The 18,400-nt window shown below is 40.6% G+C and carries 20 protein-coding genes; 12 read left to right on the top strand and 8 right to left on the bottom strand.

The window, feature by feature from the left end; genetic code table 11:
* Positions 1-56: 56 nt before the first annotated feature.
* Positions 57-2,075, bottom strand: coding sequence for a hypothetical protein (locus C7B70_RS11590; protein ID WP_106369207.1), 2,019 nt, complete (start codon positions 2,073-2,075; stop codon positions 57-59).
* A 301-nt stretch (positions 2,076-2,376) separates the two neighbouring features.
* On the opposite strand from C7B70_RS11590, the gene C7B70_RS11585 reads away from it, so the two are divergent.
* Both C7B70_RS11585 and C7B70_RS11580 read left to right on the top strand, forming a co-directional pair.
* Entirely contained in the window at positions 2,377-2,694 is a 318-nt protein-coding gene (locus C7B70_RS11585) for a hypothetical protein (RefSeq protein WP_106369206.1), read from the top strand.
* Complete coding sequence (locus C7B70_RS11580; protein WP_106369205.1) at positions 2,691-3,053, top strand: aspartyl protease; 363 nt, start codon at positions 2,691-2,693, stop codon at positions 3,051-3,053. The genes C7B70_RS11585 and C7B70_RS11580 overlap by 4 nt, the downstream gene beginning before the upstream one ends.
* A gap of 39 nt (positions 3,054-3,092) precedes the next feature.
* Here C7B70_RS11580 and C7B70_RS26970 read toward each other — a convergent pair whose 3' ends face one another.
* Positions 3,093-3,254 (bottom strand): hypothetical protein, encoded by a 162-nt coding sequence (locus tag C7B70_RS26970; RefSeq protein WP_199192206.1) that lies wholly within the window; start codon positions 3,252-3,254, stop codon positions 3,093-3,095.
* A 37-nt stretch (positions 3,255-3,291) separates the two neighbouring features.
* Between C7B70_RS26970 and C7B70_RS11575 the strand changes: the two genes are divergently transcribed.
* The 6 genes from C7B70_RS11575 to C7B70_RS11550 all read left to right on the top strand — a co-directional run bounded on the left by C7B70_RS11575 (position 3,292) and on the right by C7B70_RS11550 (position 9,004).
* Positions 3,292-4,344 (top strand): dipeptide epimerase, encoded by a 1,053-nt coding sequence (locus C7B70_RS11575; protein WP_106369204.1) that lies wholly within the window; start codon positions 3,292-3,294, stop codon positions 4,342-4,344.
* A gap of 61 nt (positions 4,345-4,405) precedes the next feature.
* A complete protein-coding gene (locus C7B70_RS11570) occupies positions 4,406-5,416 on the top strand; it encodes a DUF1611 domain-containing protein (protein ID WP_233220907.1) in 1,011 nt (336 codons plus the stop codon).
* A 55-nt stretch (positions 5,417-5,471) separates the two neighbouring features.
* A complete protein-coding gene (locus C7B70_RS11565; protein WP_106369203.1) occupies positions 5,472-6,668 on the top strand; it encodes a 4-hydroxy-3-methylbut-2-enyl diphosphate reductase in 1,197 nt (398 codons plus the stop codon).
* Between the two features lie 155 nt (positions 6,669-6,823).
* The gene (locus C7B70_RS11560) at positions 6,824-7,066 is read left to right on the top strand and encodes a hypothetical protein (RefSeq protein ID WP_199192217.1); all 243 of its coding nucleotides are present in this window, start codon (positions 6,824-6,826) and stop codon (positions 7,064-7,066) included.
* 163 nt (positions 7,067-7,229) lie between these two features.
* On the top strand, positions 7,230-8,621 hold the full coding sequence (argH, locus tag C7B70_RS11555; protein ID WP_106369202.1) for an argininosuccinate lyase: 1,392 nt from the start codon (positions 7,230-7,232) through the stop codon (positions 8,619-8,621).
* Positions 8,618-9,004, top strand: a complete 387-nt coding sequence (locus C7B70_RS11550; protein ID WP_106369201.1) for a lysozyme inhibitor LprI family protein — start codon at positions 8,618-8,620, stop codon at positions 9,002-9,004. Before argH ends, C7B70_RS11550 begins: the two co-directional genes overlap by 4 nt.
* A gap of 62 nt (positions 9,005-9,066) precedes the next feature.
* Here C7B70_RS11550 and C7B70_RS26965 read toward each other — a convergent pair whose 3' ends face one another.
* The gene (locus tag C7B70_RS26965; RefSeq protein WP_009632648.1) at positions 9,067-9,231 is read right to left on the bottom strand and encodes a hypothetical protein; all 165 of its coding nucleotides are present in this window, start codon (positions 9,229-9,231) and stop codon (positions 9,067-9,069) included.
* Positions 9,232-9,457: 226 nt separating this feature from the next.
* On the opposite strand from C7B70_RS26965, the gene C7B70_RS11545 reads away from it, so the two are divergent.
* Complete coding sequence (locus C7B70_RS11545; RefSeq protein ID WP_106369200.1) at positions 9,458-10,489, top strand: aldo/keto reductase; 1,032 nt, start codon at positions 9,458-9,460, stop codon at positions 10,487-10,489.
* Between the two features lie 40 nt (positions 10,490-10,529).
* Here C7B70_RS11545 and C7B70_RS11540 read toward each other — a convergent pair whose 3' ends face one another.
* Together C7B70_RS11540 and msrA are read right to left on the bottom strand one after the other, a co-directional pair.
* On the bottom strand, positions 10,530-11,264 hold the full coding sequence (locus C7B70_RS11540) for a glutathione peroxidase (protein WP_106369199.1): 735 nt from the start codon (positions 11,262-11,264) through the stop codon (positions 10,530-10,532).
* 91 nt (positions 11,265-11,355) lie between these two features.
* Positions 11,356-12,006: a peptide-methionine (S)-S-oxide reductase MsrA gene (gene msrA, locus C7B70_RS11535; protein ID WP_106369198.1), complete on the bottom strand. Its 651-nt coding sequence runs from the start codon at positions 12,004-12,006 to the stop codon at positions 11,356-11,358.
* Positions 12,007-12,341: 335 nt separating this feature from the next.
* Here msrA and gcvT point away from each other — a divergent pair, with 335 nt between their 5' ends.
* Positions 12,342-13,442 (top strand): glycine cleavage system aminomethyltransferase GcvT, encoded by a 1,101-nt coding sequence (gene gcvT, locus C7B70_RS11530; protein ID WP_199192214.1) that lies wholly within the window; start codon positions 12,342-12,344, stop codon positions 13,440-13,442.
* Positions 13,443-13,445: 3 nt separating this feature from the next.
* On the opposite strand, the gene C7B70_RS11525 is transcribed toward gcvT, so the two are convergent.
* Positions 13,446-13,703: a TIGR03643 family protein gene (locus C7B70_RS11525; protein WP_106369196.1), complete on the bottom strand. Its 258-nt coding sequence runs from the start codon at positions 13,701-13,703 to the stop codon at positions 13,446-13,448.
* 79 nt (positions 13,704-13,782) lie between these two features.
* The gene (locus C7B70_RS11520) at positions 13,783-14,283 is read right to left on the bottom strand and encodes a GNAT family N-acetyltransferase (RefSeq protein ID WP_106369195.1); all 501 of its coding nucleotides are present in this window, start codon (positions 14,281-14,283) and stop codon (positions 13,783-13,785) included.
* A 333-nt stretch (positions 14,284-14,616) separates the two neighbouring features.
* On the opposite strand from C7B70_RS11520, the gene gcvH reads away from it, so the two are divergent.
* Both gcvH and gcvP read left to right on the top strand, forming a co-directional pair.
* Positions 14,617-15,006: a glycine cleavage system protein GcvH gene (gcvH, locus tag C7B70_RS11515; protein ID WP_106369194.1), complete on the top strand. Its 390-nt coding sequence runs from the start codon at positions 14,617-14,619 to the stop codon at positions 15,004-15,006.
* 118 nt (positions 15,007-15,124) lie between these two features.
* Positions 15,125-18,019 carry an aminomethyl-transferring glycine dehydrogenase gene (gene gcvP, locus C7B70_RS11510; protein ID WP_106369193.1) on the top strand — a complete coding sequence of 965 codons (2,895 nt, stop codon included), beginning with the start codon at positions 15,125-15,127 and terminating at the stop codon, positions 18,017-18,019.
* Between the two features lie 68 nt (positions 18,020-18,087).
* Here the strand turns inward: gcvP and C7B70_RS26330 are convergent, their stop codons facing one another.
* Positions 18,088-18,255 (bottom strand): hypothetical protein, encoded by a 168-nt coding sequence (locus C7B70_RS26330; protein ID WP_158260484.1) that lies wholly within the window; start codon positions 18,253-18,255, stop codon positions 18,088-18,090.
* Between the last annotated feature and the right edge of the window lie 145 nt (positions 18,256-18,400).

The raw sequence follows: 18,400 nt of genomic DNA, 5'->3' as shown, positions 1-18,400 counted from the left end.
AGGGACACAAATATATTGCGCCCCAAATTGTGTATTGATTTCCTAATCAATACTATTTAGTTTTGCCCAAAAAAGTCTAATATCTTACTAACTAATTTCTCCCAATGATATTCAGCTTTGCTTTGTAAAAACTTATTCAAGCTTGTTTCTAATTTAAGTTCTCGCATAAATATTTCACATATATTCTCTGTGTAGGTTTCTCCCGGTGGATGAACCTTACCTTTTTCATTTATTAGAGCATTCCAAAAATCAGATTGTTCACTTTGAGGTGAGAGTTTTCTTACAATCTCACATTGAATTTCTGTCCCAACTGTGTAGATAAAACTATCATATAATGCGTAAAATTCTTTAACTAATTCCGGGATAAGTGTCTCTAAAGATTCATTTGCAGAAGTAAGCTCATTTAAAATATTTTCTAACTCCTGTTTCACTTCTCTAGTAAACTTTTTCAGCATTTGATTTTCATCTGTTCCTTCAACAAAAACCTTTGCGTCATAATATATGTCTATATCCCTTGGCTCATAGTAACCAAATCTTCTATGAATAGCGTGTTTAGTGTTCCATGCTTTATGAATAGTGCAATAGTATTCAATGTAGTTTTTAGTAAAGTCTTCATAAACAAAACCAGGTATTCTTTGACCTAATTGTTGTAAGCTCTTTAATTTTTGAATAGCGTTTTCAATTGCTTTAATTTCTGTTTTTGTCAAAGCATCGCCATTCTTAATTTTCGCAAAGCTTTCTCGGATACTTTTAATCTCGGCTAATAAAATATTTTTCCTACGTTCTACTACACCTGCTACAGCTTCAATAAATTTATTTTTATCTGCTTGTACATCTTCTTCTGCGTAGTCTTCATTCAGTCTAAGTGCATTTTGATTACTATGGTAATATTTTAAAGCATCATAAAACAATATATTTTCTGGAAAAAAGTCTAAGTTTAAGTTGTTAAACGCGCCTTGTATTTCTTGGCTTTTAATTAGAATTCCTAAATCCCCATCTCCGTCAGCAGTATTTACATTCTCAGGTTCATTTATGTGAGGTAATACCAATGTTACAAATCTATGATGAAAGTCTTTTGATTTAGATGCAAGATGATAATTAATTAATTTACTAATATTAGCTTCAGGAGCGGAATTGAAGGGAGTTACGAAAAGACAAATCGTATCTTGACTTTCAATGTATTTTTGTAAGTCTTTACGAATTGGGTTTTCATCTAGTCCTTTGGTGTCAACGACAGAATCAAACTGATACAAATTTGAACTAGATAAAACCTTATCGCTGACGTAAAGATTTATTTTTCTTGGTATAGCAAATTCTTGTAATTGGACATTATTAATAGCAGCGAAAGTATCTTTTATCCATTCGTGTTCCTTGTTTTGATTGTCAAAATCAATTTTGATAATAGTTCTAGATTCAAGGTTTGCATTAAATAATGCAGTCTTTCTTAGTACATCTTCTCCAAACTCTTTAAATAATTCTTTAGCTTTATCAATTGGAACGCTTTTAGTTTTGTTATCCTCCGTAACAGATTTGAAAATTATTTTCAGGTCTACTATATTCCTAATAGCTTTTTCAATCTCTTGAGAAATAATTGGTTTAGACTCTGGATTAGAACTATTTTCATTTGCAATAGAGTCGCAGAATTCAAAAATAAGACTTTCCATCTCATCGACAGTATAAGGCTCTATTTCTATATAAGTTTTTTCCGCAGCTTTAAGAATTACCTCGCATATAGTAGTTCGTCCCGATCCTGTTGATAATAATTCTTTAGTTGCAATGAAATTTGTAGTTTTCTTATTGTTAATTCTGGAAACTTTAAAGTCGCTTATCAAATTAAAAATATGACAAATAGCTGTTGTCTTTCCTTGACCAATCGTACCGATGAATATAAGTTTATATTTGTCTATGTTAAGAATCGTCTCAATTTCTTGTAATCGTTCCAGCTTTGATTTTAAGTTGTTTATGCAAATATGCTTGATTATATTAATTTCCGAACCAGCAGATATTTTGTTTATTTCAAGTTTTAAACTTTTCTGCAATAATGTAATTTCTTCTTGCCACTGTATTGTCAACATATTATTTACCCTGCTTTAGGCTTCATTGGTTGACCTTAGTATTCCCAATATGTAGGAATATCTAACAAAATTCTTACAATTCATCCAATAGCTTTCTTGCACAAAGACTCTCTGTTACTCTAAATCCCGCTCCCACACGCTAATAGAGACATTCTTAGCTGGATGTAGATATGGCGATCGCATAACTGATTGAGAAAACAGGCAAACTTACCTTTGTAGGGGTTAGAGGGCGATCTCATTCCAACTCCGTTAACACCCGTGATCTTTTAAAGTAGAGAAAACTAATCAAAAAATATTACCTATGAATCAATCTACACCTAACCCCAATGTCCGACGCGGTAGAGTTTTCCCAGGGATTGAATTGTCAGAAGAAAAAAAGGCAGAGAATCGAGCAAGAAGGGAAGCTTTTTATCAACGCTGCTGGCCGATTTTTGAGCAGTTGAAGCCGGAAATATTAGATAAATACTACGGTTGGTATATTGCTATTGAACCAGATAGCGGAGATTATTTTATCGATCGAGATCATGAACTAGCAAGTCGAAAAGCACGGGAAAAACACCCTAATGTCATTCACCATATTTTCGGCATTAATGAAACTGGTGTCAGTGGCAGAATATGATTCAAGGACGATTTGGAGACAAAGGACAAATATACTTCGATATCAATTTAATAGATACAGATGGATTGAGTCTTTCTGTAGAAGCAATGCTAGATACTGGTTTTACAGAACTTGTAGCAATGAATAAACAAGATGTACAGAGCCTTGATTGGGTATTTTTACGTCAAAATAAATTAAAGTCAGCCCAAGGGGAATCATTTTTTGATGTTTATTTAGGTAGGGTAGTTATAGACGACCAGGAATTTGAAGTTACTGTATTTGCTGGAGATGAAATTAGAGAGATTTTATTAGGTTCTCAATGGCTGAAAATCTTTAAATTAACAGCAGATTATTCAGAAAATGAAGTAACTTTAGAGTGACTTTGCTTTATTTAGCGCGATCGCATTTTATTCTGTTACTTAAAATTGTTGTCTTGCTGCTTTACGTTTAGCTTCTGCTTTCTTTTGCCACTTATAGGCTATATTTGTGGCGACTTCACTCATTTCTCTGGCTTTACGTTCAGAGTGTTTAGCAAGTTCAAGTAATTCTAGTAGGTTTTTTTCATCTGGTAGTTCTTTCATAATAAATTCTCCATTGCGATCGCACTTATACTAACTTATGCAAATTAGCATTGACTTATTCACTGTAAATAAGCGTTTTCCTTTAACTATTAGTCGCGGTACAACGGCGCAAACAACTAATATTTGGGTGAAAGTATCACAAGATGGCATTGAAGGCTGGGGAGAAGCTTCGCCTTTTTCGTTAGGAAACCATAGCCAATCTACTGAAATGCTGCAAATAGCATTACAACAAGTTGCACCAATTTTAAGTAATTATCATCCTTTGCAAAGGCAACAAATTCAGCAAGTATTGCAATCCTACTCGATTCCGTCTTCGGCGCAAGCGGCAATAGATATAGCTTTGTATGACTGGTTAGGGAAACAGGTAAACTTACCCTTATGGCAGTTGTGGGGGTTAGATTGCGATCGCATTGTCCCAACTTCGGTAACAATTGGCATCAATTCCCCCGAAAAAGCGCAAGCACGAACTATTGATTGGTTGAAATTCGTAGATATCAAGGTACTGAAAATAAAGCTAGGAAGTACCGCAGGAATTGAAGCCGATAAAGCAATGCTGTTAGCCGTGCAAGAAGTAGCACCCGTTCAAGAATTGTTTGTTGATGCTAATGGCGGTTGGAGTCTGGAAGACGCGGTGACAATGTGCGCTTGGCTGGGAAAATTGGGAATAAAGTATGTAGAACAACCATTGCCAAGAGGAGAGGAAAATAAGTTATTAGAATTAAAAAAGCGATCGCCTTTACCGATATTTGTTGATGAAAGCTGTATGACTAGCGCAGACATCCCTTTACTTGCCAACTCTGTAGCGGGGATTAATATCAAGCTAATGAAAGCTGGCGGATTGAGTGAAGCGCTGCGGATGGTACATACTGCTAAAGCTTACGGATTGCAAATAATGTTTGGTTGTTATTCTGATAGTACCCTGGCAAATACCGCCGCCGTACATTTATCGCCTTTAGCGGATTATCTCGACTTGGATAGTCACTTGAATTTAATAGACGATCCTTTTAGCGGTGCAATAATGCAACAAGGAAGATTGCAGCCTAATAATAAACCAGGTTTGGGAGTAGAATATCGTGCGGTTGGGAAGTAACGAAGCGGAAAGTTGGGGGGATGGTTCTACCTCCCCCAAGCTTTTCAAGAAAAAAGTTGCTATTTTGCTCCATGATGGGGTTAAAGGTGTTTATGGCAAAACAGGTTTAGCATTACTGCGGTTTAGCAATGCTTCTATTGTTGCTGTAATTGATCGCCAGTGTGCGGGAGAATCGTTACCGCAATTGACGGGAATTAATCGCAACGTGCCGATTGTCGGTACTGTAGAAGAAGCTTTGAATTATGCGCCATCCGTATTAGTAATTGGAATTGCGCCTTCTGGAGGAATATTACCTATTGAATGGTTAGCAGAAATTAAGCAAGCTATAGCCGCAGGTTTATCAATTGTTAATGGTTTGCATACTCCAATGAAGACTATGCCAGAATTTCAAACCCTCAAATCTGGACAATGGATTTGGGATGTTAGAAAAGAACCAAGCAATATAGAAGTTGCTAGTGCTAAAGCGCAAACTCTTTCTTGTCACCGCTTCCTTACCGTTGGTACGGATATGGGAATCGGTAAAATGTCTACTAGCTTAGAATTACATAAAGCTGCTCAAAAACAGGGAATGCGATCGCATTTTATCGCTACAGGACAAACTGGAATCATGATTTCTGGCGATGGTGTAGCTTTAGATGCGGTGCGAGTAGATTATGCAGCAGGTGCGGTAGAACAATTAGTTATGCGTTATGGCGATTGTGATATTTTGCACGTAGAAGGACAAGGATCGCTCTTACATCCCGGTTCTACCGCAACTTTACCTTTAATTCGGGGTACGCAACCAACGGCATTAATTTTAGTTCACCGTGCCGGACAAACTAACGTCCGCAACCACCCAAATGTATTGATTCCACCGCTTACAGAGGTCGTTAAGCTCTATGAAACAGTGGCGACGGCGGGGGGAGCGTTTAAGGCGGTGAAGGTGAAAGCGATCGCTTTAAATACGGCGCATTTGGATGAAAATATGGCACAAGATGCGATCGCGCAAGTTCAAAAAGAGACACAATTACCTTGTACCGATCCTGTGCGTTTTGGTGCAGAAATATTATTAAATGCTGGTAAAACGAATTAGTCTACAATTTGACATAGATTCTGTTTAATCTAAATTGCCTTAAGGCGTATAAATAATGGATACAAAAGCTTTTAAAAAGTCGCTTCAACATTCGGAAAACTACCACCGTAAAGGATTTGGTAAAGCCGCCGAAGTTGCTACATTGTTGAAAACCGAGTATCAAAGCAATTTAGTTCAACTTATCCGTGACAATAACTACACTCTTACGCGCGGTGATGTCACGATCCGGCTTGCAGAGTCTTTTGGGTTTTGTTGGGGTGTAGAACGCGCCGTAGCAATGGCTTACGAAACTCGTCAGCATTTTCCTACCGAACAAATTTGGATTACTAACGAAATTATCCACAATCCTTCAGTAAATCAGCGTTTGCGCGAAATGCAGGTGAAATTTATTGAAGTAACTAACGGTAACAAAGATTTTTCTGTTGTCAATTCTGGCGATGTAGTTATTCTTCCCGCCTTTGGCGCAAGCGTCCAAGAAATGCAGCTACTCAACGATAAAGGGTGTAAAATCGTCGATACTACCTGTCCTTGGGTTTCTAAGGTTTGGAATACCGTTGAAAAGCACAAAAAAGGCGACTATACATCAATTATTCACGGTAAATATAACCATGAAGAAACGATCGCCACAAGTTCTTTTGCTGGGAAGTATTTAATCGTCCTCAATCTCACTCAAGCGGAGTATGTAGCGTCTTACATTCTCAATGGCGGTGACGCTAACGAATTTATGAGCAAATTTAACCATGCTCATTCGGAGGGATTCAACCCCGATGAAGACTTAAAACAAATTGGGATTGCTAACCAAACTACCATGCTCAAAAGTGAAACCGAGCTTATTGGCAAGTTGTTTGAGCGGACAATGATGCGAAAATATAGTCCAAGTAAGCTAACCGAGCATTTTCAAACCTTCAATACCATCTGCGATGCTACTCAAGAGCGTCAAGATGCGATGTTTCAGCTTGTCGAGGAAAAGCTAGATTTGATGGTAGTCATTGGCGGGTTTAATTCTTCTAATACTACCCATTTGCAAGAAATCGCTGTAGAAAGGGGTATAGCTTCCTATCATATCGATTGCGTTGAACGCATTGATACCAAAGGAATCGAGCATCGGTTGCTAGATGGTAACTTGCAAGTAAGTCAAAACTGGCTACCAAAAGGTGCAATTACAATCGGAGTAACTTCGGGAGCTTCTACACCGGATATAGTTGTAGCAGATATTGTAGAAAAGATTTTTGCCTTAAAAGCAGAAAATTAATTTTATCTACACTTGCCACGCATTTAGCTAAAAACTATTAATTTCCTGTATATTGCTCAGAGACAGATTTGCAAATAAGTCTCCACCTTTAACAATTGGAGGCTTATTTGCTATTTGGTGTTAAAACTGAATTTTTAGTTTAGGAGTTTAAAATAATGATGGCAATTGAGACAGTAACCACTTTTATAGATAGTTTCAGCCAAGGCTACGATCCTATATCTCAACTACTGCTAAAGCTACCCATCAATTGGACTATCGTAGCTCAAACTCTCAAACAAACAGACTTAGGAGGCGACGTACAAAAAGCTTTTGCTCATTTCGTCGCCACTGGTCAAATTTGGGCTTTGCTTACAGGATTAATCATCGGCTATTTGTTCCGCAGTCTGACTAGCTACTAGCTAATTGTTAGTTTACCAAGCGCGTAACAGCAGCTAAAGATAATTTATCCAAGTCTGGCACAACCGTTGCATCTATTTTGACAAACTGAAGTAGATAAAACCTTTATAGTTGAATGTCTATTTATTGTATTATCAGGGACGAAAACCGTCCTTATAAGGTGCTGTGAGTCAACAACCAACTTGGAGCCAACGATTTGAATCAGCTTTACATCCAGCGATCGCAATTTTCAATGCTAGTATTGGCTTTGACATTGAATTAATTGAGTACGATCTTACAGGTTCCATTGCTCACGCCAAAATGCTGGCTCATAGTAAAATTATTCCCCCAGAGGAAGCCGAGCAATTAGTTCAAGGATTGGAACAAATACGCCTTGAATACAAGAGCGGACAATTTACCCCCGGAGTTGACGCGGAAGACGTACACTTTGCTGTCGAAAAACGACTAACAGAAATTACTGGGGAGGTGGGAAAAAAGCTACACACTGCTAGATCCCGTAACGATCAAGTTGGTACAGACATTCGCTTATATCTGCGCGACAAAATAGAGTTTATTAGTACAGATATCCGCAAGTTTCAAAAAACTTTGCTTCAAATTGCCGAGCAAAATGTCGAAACGCTCATCCCCGGTTATACCCACCTCCAACGCGCTCAACCGATAAGTTTGGCTCATCACCTGCTTGCTTACTTGCAAATGCTTCAGCGTGACTGGGAACGCCTGCAAGATGTATATAAGCGAGTAAATATCTCTCCCCTCGGTAGCGGTGCTTTGGCGGGGACAACTTTCCCTATTGATAGACACTACACCGCCGAACTGTTGCATTTTGATGGAGTTTATGCAAATAGTTTAGACGGAGTAAGCGATCGCGATTTTGCCATTGAGTTTTTGAGTGCAGCCAGCATTATCATGGTTCACCTCAGCCGCCTGTCTGAGGAGGTGATATTGTGGTCATCAGAAGAATTTAGATTTGTCAAGCTTACAGATAGCTGTGCGACAGGTTCTAGTATTATGCCTCAAAAGAAAAACCCTGATGTACCAGAATTAGTTAGGGGCAAAACTGGGAGAGTTTGCGGACATCTGCAAGGGTTATTGATGTTAATGAAAGGATTACCCCTAGCTTATAACAAAGACTTACAAGAAGATAAAGAAGCTTTATTTGACACGGTAAAAACTGTTAGGGCTTGCTTAGAAGCAATGACAATTTTGTTTCAAGAAGGTTTAGAATTTCAGACTAAACGCCTAGCGCAAGCGGTAGCGGAAGATTTTTCTAATGCAACAGATGTCGCCGATTATTTAGCAGCGCGGGGTATTCCTTTTCGCACTGCTTACAATTTAGTTGGTAAAGTAGTCAAAACTTGCTTAGCTGAAGGGAAATTACTTAAAGATTTAAGTCTGCAAGAATGGCAACAATTGCACCCAGCCTTTGCGGAAGATATTTATGATGCGATCGCACCCCATCAAGTAGTTGCAGCCCGTAATAGCTACGGTGGTACAGGCTTTGAGCAGGTAAAAAGTGCGATCGCTACCGCTCGCGTTCAAATCGAGGTTAAAGCATGAATTGGCGCTTATTAACGATAATTATCGCAAGTATTTCTCTATTCGGTGGACAAAGTATTGCTGCTCCGCCATTAACACTATCTATTAATTGTGTTAAAGCTACAAATACCGTAGAGATAAATGAATGTACGGCGCGGGAAGCAAAAGCCGCCGATCGCCAACTTAACCAAACCTATCAAAAATTAAGACCAAAACTATCTACTAAACAAAGGCAAAGATTAACCCAAGCTCAGTCGGAGTGGATTAAATTTCGCGATCGCACTTGTGAATACGAAGCAGGGGAATGGGAAGGAGGTACGGGCGCATCTGCTGCTTACTCCGCTTGCATCTCTAGAGTGACACAGCAACGCACCGTAGACTTGCAACGTTATTTAACTAAATAAAAAAGTGGCAGCAATTAGTTCGCTGCCACTTTTTTTTAATTAATCATACTTTAGAGTGCTACTTAGTCAGCAGCCGTTGTAGCTGCTCCTTCGTCTTCTTCACTCTTAGGCGATCTTTGATTAAACCTTCTTTGGAACCGCCCTGTAGTAGTCCGTTTACGAAACTTCCGGGCATATGCCTGGTTCCGTAGCGCCTTTTCTTTCTTGGGGTTACGGCGCTTTGCCATGTTCACCTCGTTAATAAACAACCAACAACTGCTTCTCTAATTTTAGAGACAGTGCAAATCATTCATCCTAACTGTATTTGCCTAGTTTAGTCAAATGTAACGGGCAAAAATTCGTAGCCTAATAGTGTTTTCATCAAGATTTAGCGAAAATTAGCAAAGCCTTAATCCAAGTTGCCCAAAAAGTATTTTTTGGGCTTAAAACAGTAGATAAATATAACAAAAGGTTATGAGATACAAGTTACTTGGAAACAGTGGGCTAAGGGTTTCAGAAATCTGTTTAGGAACTATGAGTTTTGGAGAAGATTTTGGCTGGGGAATTTCCGAACCAGAAAGCCGCCAAATTTTTGATGCGTTTGTAGAAGGCGGGGGAAATTTTATCGATACCGCCAACGAAGTTTATAACGGTGGTAGTAGTGAGAAGTTTTTAGGAGAATTTATCGCCACCGATCGCGATCGCATTGTTTTATCTACAAAATACACTGATAGCCTACCAACAAACGATCCTAACCTTGCAGGCAATCAACGCAAAAATATGGTGCAGTCTTTAGAAAGAAGTCTTAAGCGGCTCAAAACCGATTATATCGATTTATTCTGGCTGCATTCTTGGGACTTTGTGACTCCGATAGAAGAAATTATGCGCGCCTTTGACGATTTGGTGCGATCGGGGAAGGTACTTTATATTGGGATTGCCGATGCTCCTGCTTGGGTGATATCTCGCGCTAATACTATAGCTGAGTTGCGCGGCTGGACACCCTTTATTGCTACCCAAATTGAGTACAATTTAGTAGAACGTACTCCAGAGCGCGAACTTTTGCCAATGGCACAAAAGCTTAATATTGGCATAGTTGCTTGGTCTGTTTTGGCAAGTGGGATTCTTTTAAAAGGAAAAGTCAATAGTCAATCGCTCCCGGAAGCCGTATCATTGAACAAAGTAGGGTTTGGCGAACTAACTAATTACGAATTTGCGATCGCCAGCCTTGTTCAACAAATAGCCCAAGAAACGGGCTGCACTCCCGCCCAAGTAGCCATCAATTGGGTACGCAGCAAAGGTATTATCCCTATTTTGGGAGCAAATAAAATATCCCAGTTGCAAGCCGACTTAGCTTGTCTTGATTTTCAGCTATCAACCGAACACTTAAAAGCTCTAGATGATGTCAGCACGATTGAGCTTGGCTTTCCTCATGACTTTTTAGCCATAACGAAAGAATCTACCTTTGGGGGAATGTTTAATTTGATTGGCGATCGCCCTAATAATTAATTATGTAGAGACGTAGCAATGCTACGTCTCTACCAATACACTAGGAAGCCTGAAGGTAGGAAGCTAATGCCTCAGAGTCGCCGATTAGTTTGCTATTAATAAACACTTGAGGAACGGTTATTGCTCCCGTAACAGCCCGTAAAGAGCGGTTAGTGATCTCTTTGCCCAATACTATTTCTTCGTATTCCAAGCCATGCTCAGTGAGCATTTTTTTAGCACTAGCGCAGAAAGGGCAACCTACTTTTGTGAACAAAGATACTACTTTGGGCTTGACAGCTTCAGCATTGATATAACTTAGCATTGTATCCGCATCCGATACCTCGAAGGGATCGCCGGGTACATTTGGCTCGATAAACATTTTTTCAATCAAGCCATCTTTCACTAGCATCGAATAGCGCCACGAGCGCTTACCAAAGCCTAAATCTGTTTTATCTACTAGCATTCCCATACCTTCGGTAAAGTCGCCATTACCATCGGGAATTACTGTGAGATTGTTTGCCTGTTGATCTTTCATCCATTCGTTCATCACGAAGGTATCGTTAACAGAAATGCAGACAATACTATCTACACCGTTTTTTTTAAAGACTGGCGCTAACTCGTTATAAACAGGGAGGTGCGTTGAAGAACAAGTTGGCGTAAAAGCACCAGGCAATGAAAATACGACTACAGTCTTACCTGCAAATAAGTCATCGGTGGTTAAATCCATCCATTGATTATCTTTGCGAGTCCGAAAGGTGACAGTAGGGACTCTTTGCCCTTCAATATTAGTCAACATTAATTTGGCTACTCAATCTTTGTGAACTTATATAAAGCGTACTCATTATGAATACGCTTGTCAATGTTTTTGTTACTTTTAGCTGAAGAAGTTAAACTTGAACGCCGATAGGACAAGAAACATTTGTGCCACCTAAACCACAATAACCACCGGGGTTTTTGGCGAGGTACTGTTGATGGTAGCCTTCAGCAAAGTAAAATTCAGGAGCATCAACAATTTCGGTAGTAATTTCTTTGTAGCCTGCTTTAGTTAGTGCTTGCTGATAAGTGGTTTTAGAAACTTCGGCAGCAAGTTTTTGACTGTCAGAATAAGTATAAATGCCCGAACGGTATTGAGTCCCGGCATCATTGCCTTGACGCATTCCTTGAGTTGGGTTGTGGCTTTCCCAGAAAACTTTAAGCAGAGTTTCGTAGCTGACAACCTTGGGTTCGAAGACAACTAAAACTACTTCATTGTGTCCTGTCATTCCCGAACAAACTTCCTCGTAGGTAGGATTAGGTGTAATTCCGGCAGCGTAGCCTACCGCCGTAGTATAAACGCCTTCTATCGTCCAAAACTTGCGCTCCGCTCCCCAAAAACAGCCAAGTCCAAACACAGCAGTTTCCATACCATCAGGATAAGGAGGCTGGAGGGGATTATTATTGACGAAATGGCTCTTGGGTACTTGCATTGATTGCGATCGCCCAGGCAGTGCTTTTTCGGCGGTAGGGAGAGTTGTTTTTTTGCCAAGTCCAAATATCATAAAGATTTCTCAATAGCGCTCTACTATACGAATATAACTTACTGGTTTATTGCCTATTGTCGTATTTACGGGCGGTAAAGCGATCCTATATATCCATATATATCCATAATTTAATTGAGGTAAGACAGAAATTGTTAAGCCAGAATCGCTTTGAACTTGCTTTAAGAACTGAGGGTTTAGGCTTTAAAAATGACCCCGGATTCTCTAGCTAATTCTACATACTGGTTCTTATAAGACTTGCTGTAGAAAGAACTTTCCCTAGCCAAGGTTAGAAACCAAGATATAAAGGTAATATTCACCTACCAAAATAACTATCTGTGGCGAACGAAGAATTACTGCAACCTCTAGCTCAAACACCACTATTTCAACTAGCTGTAGAACTCAAAGCTAGGCTAACTAGCTTTGGCGGTTGGGAAATGCCCGTACAATTTGGAGGAATTGGGAACGAACATCAAGCGGTGAGAACTTCGGCAGGAATGTTTGATATTTCCCACATGGGTAAGTTTGCGTGTCAAGGGAAAGATTTAATTACTCAATTTCAGCGTTTAGTTCCTTCAGATTTAAGCCGATTGCAAAGCGGGACTTCGCAGTACACGGTACTATTAAATCCTCAAGGGGGGATTATTGATGATATTATTTTCTACTACCAAGGAGAAGATGCCAAGGGGCAGCAGCGCGCGATCGCAATTGTCAACGCTGCAACTAATGCTAAAGACAAAGCCTGGTTGTTGCAAGAGTTAGACCCAAATTTAGCACAGTTACAGGAGCTACCCCCACAGGTATTAATTGCCGTCCAAGGGCCTCAAGCGGCTACTTATTTACAGCAATTTGTCAAAGAAGATTTAACCCCAATTCAGGCTTTTGGACACCTCAACGCTACTGTATTAGAGCAGCCAGGGTTTATAGCGCGGACGGGTTACACAGGAGAAGATGGCTTTGAAATTATGGTAGAGCCAACTGTAGGTATACAGTTATGGCAAAATCTGTTTGAGGCGGGTGTTATTCCCTGCGGCTTGGGTGCAAGAGATACATTGCGTTTAGAGGCAGCAATGGCACTCTACGGGCAGGATATTGATGAAACCACTACACCTCTAGAGGCGGGTTTAGGCTGGTTAGTGCATTTAGATACTAAAGGTGATTTTATTGGCAGAAAGGTATTAGAGCAGCAGAAATTAGCAGGAGTACCGAGGAAACTTGTAGGTTTGCAAATGCAGGGGCGCAATATTGCCCGTCACGGCTACCAAGTATTATCAAACGGTCGGATTGTAGGGGAAATTACTAGCGGGACAATATCGCCAACTTTGGGTTATCCGGTAGCGTTGGCTTACGTGCCTACGGAACTTGCTAAAATTGGGCAATCATTGGAAGTAGAAATTAGAGGGAAAACTTACCCAGCATTGGTAGTTAAAAAACCTTTTTATAAAAAAGCTTATTGAGTTTTACGAACCTTTTTGATTATCAGAGCGAAAACGCCCACTTATAAAGTCGCGCTGTTTGAGGTGTTTAGTTTTGCGCCCAGTGACGCGCTTGCGCCACATCTTAAAGCTAGATGCTTGCATTTGTTGCCGCATTAGCTCAATAACTTGAGGTTCTTGTAATCCAAATTGTAAGGCGATCGCTTCAAAGGGGGTGCGATCTTCCCACGCCATTTCTAGGATGCGATCGATAGCTTCCGAATCAAGATTAGGTAAATTCATGCTGTAGAGAATGTCTGACTGCGTACTTCTAATTTAACGTATTGGGTTAAAAAACTGTATCTGTCCTCAAGCAGGTACATTATTGCGGTATCCACTGGAAAAAACAAACGTTACCCTTTTGCTCTATAACTTCTGCGCCCAAGCGATGATAAAAACCAACCGTGCGAGTATTGCGAACATCAGCCGTCCAAGCCAGGTGAGTACAGTGATGATTGTTAGCAACTTGAGCTAAATAACTCATTAGTGCTGCGCCTACTTGTTTACTTCTAAATTTTTCATCTACATACAAATCGTCAAGCCAAATACTAGGCAACCCTTTAAACGAGGAGTATCTAAAATAATACAAAGCAAATCCAATCGGTTGTTCTATCTCAGCAAACAAAACTTGCGCTGAAGGATTGGTACTAAAGATAGTTTGGCGGATTTTTGGTGCGGAAGTTTCAATCTTTCCGGAGAAAGCGCCGATATTGCGGTCAAACTCCGACTTCTTGGTAATAAAAGATAAAATTATTTCTGCTTCTGCGACTTCTGCTGGACGTACTATTAGCCTAGATGCCAAAATTAACTCGTTATTGCTCATTCCAAGACCTCAAACTTTTTGGTGTTAGTGGGCTTTATCTGCTTCGATCTCAAACTTGGCGTTAGAGGACAGTATTTTGCCCGGAGATCCATAATGTTTAAGGCAAAATGCTTCAAATTTCATTAATTTCATTATAAGGAAGCGCGATAGCACAAGCGTATGCAGGGCTTCGCACTCCCTAATACTACAAGCAGTGCAAAATAGATAAGTTACCCTATTGCTGTCAATTCGATCCCTGTTATTGCTATTTTTATCAAAGTGCGAAGCCCGTTACCGGGCGCGCTTGCGCTATCGCGCAAAAAGTAATCCTAGGAGCAAAAAAGTAATAATTTTATGGCTTTAGAATACCCAGACGACTTGAAATACTTAGACTCTCACGAGTACGTGCGCTTCGATGGCGATATTGCAACTATTGGGATTAGTGCTTTTGCTGTAGACCAATTAGGCGATATTGTCTTTTTAGAATTGCCCGAAGTTGGCGAAGTTGTCACAAAGAGCGAAACCTTTGGCTCAGTAGAATCAGTAAAAGCCGTTGAAGACTTAGTATCAGCTATTAGCGGTACGATAATCGAGCGCAATGAGGCGGTAATAGAAACCCCCGAACAAGTAGCTGAAGATCCTTATGGTGAAGGCTGGTTGCTCAAAGTCCGCGTTGACGATCAAAGCGAAGCGGATGATGCTTTAACGGCTTCAGAATACCGCGCTTTAGTAGAAGGTCACTAACTTTATATTGCGGGACTAGAAAACTATAAATTTTCACTCAAAATTATTAATAATCTAGTCCCCATTTGCAAAAAAATGTTGCAGAATATGTATAAAGTCACACCTGGAGAGCCATTTAGTGGTAGTTAGTCTTCCTACTCAAGCAATAAATGACAAGGAAATATTAGCGCGATCGCCTGATTTTCTGCAACGGCATCTTGGCTCGAACGCCGCTCAAATTCAACAAATGCTAGAAGTATTAGGACTAGCAAGCTTAGATGACTTGATAGATAAAACTGTTCCCCAGTCAATTAGGTATAATAAAAGGCTAAATTTACCCGCAGCTTTGAGCGAACAAGCAGCTTTAACCAAATTAAAGGCAATTTCGCTCAAAAACGATGTTTTTCGCTCTTTTATTGGCATGGGCTACCACAACTGCATTACCCCGCCTGTAATTCAAAGAAATATTTTAGAAAATCCCGGTTGGTACACGGCTTATACTCCTTATCAACCAGAAATAGCCCAAGGACGACTAGAGGCGCTGCTCAATTTTCAAACCGTAATTATTGACTTAACAGGGTTAGAAATTGCCAATGCTTCCTTGTTAGATGAAGCAACGGCGGCGGCGGAAGCTATGACTATGAGCTATGGAATTAGCAAAAATAAATCAAAAGCATTTTTTGTTAGTAATAGCTGTCATCCTCAAACTATTGAAGTTATCCAAACTCGCGCCCAACCATTAGGTATTGAAGTAATTGTTGGCAACCATCAAGATTTTACCTTTGAGCAACAAGTTTTTGGCGGATTGCTGCAATATCCAGCCACCGACGGGACAATTTATGATTACCGCGCTTTTGTAGAAAAAGCTCATACTCAAGGCGCTTTAGTAACGGTAGCTGCCGATATATTGAGTTTGACTTTGCTCATGCCTCCAGGAGAATTTGGCGCAGATATAGCTGTAGGAAGCACTCAGCGCTTTGGGATTCCCCTAGGCTACGGGGGGCCTCACGCGGCTTATTTCGCCACCAAGGAGGAGTATAAACGCCAAGTACCAGGGCGAATTGTGGGAGTTTCTAAAGACGTAAAAGGTAAAACGGCGCTACGTTTAGCTTTGCAAACAAGAGAGCAACATATTAGACGCGACAAAGCCACTAGCAACATTTGTACGGCGCAAGTTTTACTAGCGGTAATGGCGGGTATGTATGCGGTGTATCATGGCGCAGAAGGACTAAGAAACATTGCTCAAGATATCCACGATTTGACCGCAGTGTTGGCTACAGGCTTGCAAAAGTTGGGTTATAAGTTGGGTAGTACAGAGATTTTTGATACAGTTAGGGTAGAACTGGGCGATCGCCTAATTGTCAAGGGCATCCTCAAAGCCGCCCAAGAACGAAAAATTAATCTCCGGGATTTGAGCAATACATCTCTTGGCATTTCTTTAGATGAAACTACTACATTAGTAGACGTTCAAGAACTGTTAGAAATTTTTGCCTTGAATAGTGAGTTGCCTTTTAATATTGAAGAATTAGCAAGTCAAGTTAAAGTAAATCCACCCACTTTAAAACGGACTAGCAGCTACTTAACTCATCCAGTATTTAACAGTTACAAGAGCGAAACCGAGCTTTTACGTTACCTGTACCGCTTGCAATCTAAAGATTTATCTTTAACTACATCAATGATTCCTTTGGGTTCATGCACGATGAAGTTAAACGCAACGGCGGAAATGATGCCTGTAACCTGGGCAGAATTTGGTAACATTCACCCCTTTGCACCGCTAAGTCAAACTAGGGGTTATCAAGAATTATTTGCCCAACTTGAAGACTGGCTAGGAGAAATTACAGGTTTTGCCGGAATTTCGCTGCAACCAAACGCAGGATCTCAAGGAGAATATACAGGCTTACTCGTAATTCGTCAGTACCACGAACAGCGCAACGAAGGACATCGAAATGTTTGTTTAATTCCTACTTCCGCTCACGGTACAAACCCTGCTAGTGCGGTAATGTGCGGCATGAAAGTAGTTCCCGTCGCCTGTGACGAACAAGGAAATGTAGATTTAGCCGACTTGCAAGCTAAAGCCCAAAAGCATAGCAACGAACTAGCGGCGCTGATGGTAACTTATCCTTCTACTCACGGTGTTTTTGAGGAGGAAATTAAGGATATCTGCGCTATAGTTCACAGTCACGGCGGACAAGTTTACATGGATGGGGCAAATATGAACGCCCAAGTCGGTTTATGTCGTCCGGGAGACTTTGGCGCGGATGTTTGTCACTTGAACTTGCACAAAACTTTTTGTATCCCTCACGGTGGCGGCGGGCCAGGAATGGGCCCCATTGGGGTAATGGCTCATTTAGTGCCATTTTTGCCAGGACACGCGGTAGTTTCTCTGGGCGGACAAGGTATCGGAGCGGTAGCGGCGGCTCCTTGGGGTAGTGCCAGCATTTTGACTATTTCCTGGATGTACATCGCCATGATGGGCGCTGAAGGGTTAACTCAAGCCACTAAAGTAGCAATTCTCAACGCTAACTATATTGCTCATCAACTTCAAGATCATTATCCCGTATTGTATAAAGGCAAAGCTGGACTCGTCGCCCATGAGTGTATTTTGGACTTGCGGAGCTTGAAAAAAAGCGCCAGTATTGAGGTAGATGATATTGCCAAACGACTTATGGATTACGGCTTTCATGCGCCGACAGTTTCTTGGCCCGTAGCTGGAACGATTATGGTAGAGCCCACAGAAAGCGAATCGAAAGCAGAATTAGATCGTTTTTGCCAAGCTATGACTTTAATTCGCCAAGAGATCGCAGAGATTGAGCAAGGCAACGCAGATATGCAAGATAATGTCTTGAAAAATGCCCCCCATACGGCGGAAGTATTAATGGCTGACGCATGGGAACATTCTTATAGTCGTAACAGCGCTGCTTATCCCGCATCGTGGACGCGAGAGTATAAGTTTTGGACGGCGGTTAGTCGGATAGATAACGCTTTTGGCGATCGCAATTTTATCTGTTCTTGTCTGCCAATGTCAGATTACTAACACCTTTTGGCTAAAAATACTCTACCCGCTTTCTCAACAAAGCGGGTTTTTTATCGAAAAGCTGACAACTATTGGGCGATCGCATCCATCTCTGGAGTGGGAAAAATAAACTGAGCAGTAGAAGCTATAAAAGCCGCCGGATCGTTTTGATATTGAACAAGGCGCAAACGGCGGCTTGGATTCCATCCATCAATCTCAAATTGAGCGTTTAAGGCTGCTAAAGCTAGGCGGCGCAAACGAGCATCCTCTTGAATTGGTAAAGTTGTTTCAAGAGCAATTACAGCAATTTGCGATCAAACCAGCCACAAAAAGAGCTATTTAATAGGGCTGAAAAACAGACCACAATGATGAAACCAATTGAGAGCATTTTCATCAGTAATA

This window comes from Chlorogloea sp. CCALA 695 (assembly GCF_003003885.1).
Lineage (GTDB): Bacteria > Cyanobacteriota > Cyanobacteriia > Cyanobacteriales > Chroococcidiopsidaceae > Aliterella.
This window is presented reverse-complemented; position numbering and strand designations above follow the sequence as displayed.

Bases quoted from the DNA above. Each gene is read 5' to 3' on its own strand.
- C7B70_RS11585 (WP_106369206.1), top strand. From the start codon at position 2,377: ATGAATCAATCTACACCTAACCCCAATGTCCGACGCGGTAGAGTTTTC.
- C7B70_RS11560 (WP_199192217.1), top strand. From the start codon at position 6,824: ATGATGGCAATTGAGACAGTAACCACTTTTATAGATAGTTTCAGCCAA.
- C7B70_RS11590 (WP_106369207.1), bottom strand. From the start codon at position 2,075: ATGTTGACAATACAGTGGCAAGAAGAAATTACATTATTGCAGAAAAGT.
- C7B70_RS11575 (WP_106369204.1), top strand. From the start codon at position 3,292: ATGCAAATTAGCATTGACTTATTCACTGTAAATAAGCGTTTTCCTTTA.
- C7B70_RS11550 (WP_106369201.1), top strand. From the start codon at position 8,618: ATGAATTGGCGCTTATTAACGATAATTATCGCAAGTATTTCTCTATTC.
- C7B70_RS26970 (WP_199192206.1), bottom strand. From the start codon at position 3,254: ATGAAAGAACTACCAGATGAAAAAAACCTACTAGAATTACTTGAACTT.
- C7B70_RS11565 (WP_106369203.1), top strand. From the start codon at position 5,472: ATGGATACAAAAGCTTTTAAAAAGTCGCTTCAACATTCGGAAAACTAC.
- gcvH (WP_106369194.1), top strand. From the start codon at position 14,617: ATGGCTTTAGAATACCCAGACGACTTGAAATACTTAGACTCTCACGAG.
- C7B70_RS11580 (WP_106369205.1), top strand. From the start codon at position 2,691: ATGATTCAAGGACGATTTGGAGACAAAGGACAAATATACTTCGATATC.
- C7B70_RS11540 (WP_106369199.1), bottom strand. From the start codon at position 11,264: ATGTTGACTAATATTGAAGGGCAAAGAGTCCCTACTGTCACCTTTCGG.
- msrA (WP_106369198.1), bottom strand. From the start codon at position 12,006: ATGATATTTGGACTTGGCAAAAAAACAACTCTCCCTACCGCCGAAAAA.
- C7B70_RS11545 (WP_106369200.1), top strand. From the start codon at position 9,458: ATGAGATACAAGTTACTTGGAAACAGTGGGCTAAGGGTTTCAGAAATC.
- C7B70_RS26965 (WP_009632648.1), bottom strand. From the start codon at position 9,231: ATGGCAAAGCGCCGTAACCCCAAGAAAGAAAAGGCGCTACGGAACCAG.
- C7B70_RS11520 (WP_106369195.1), bottom strand. From the start codon at position 14,283: ATGAGCAATAACGAGTTAATTTTGGCATCTAGGCTAATAGTACGTCCA.
- C7B70_RS11525 (WP_106369196.1), bottom strand. From the start codon at position 13,703: ATGAATTTACCTAATCTTGATTCGGAAGCTATCGATCGCATCCTAGAA.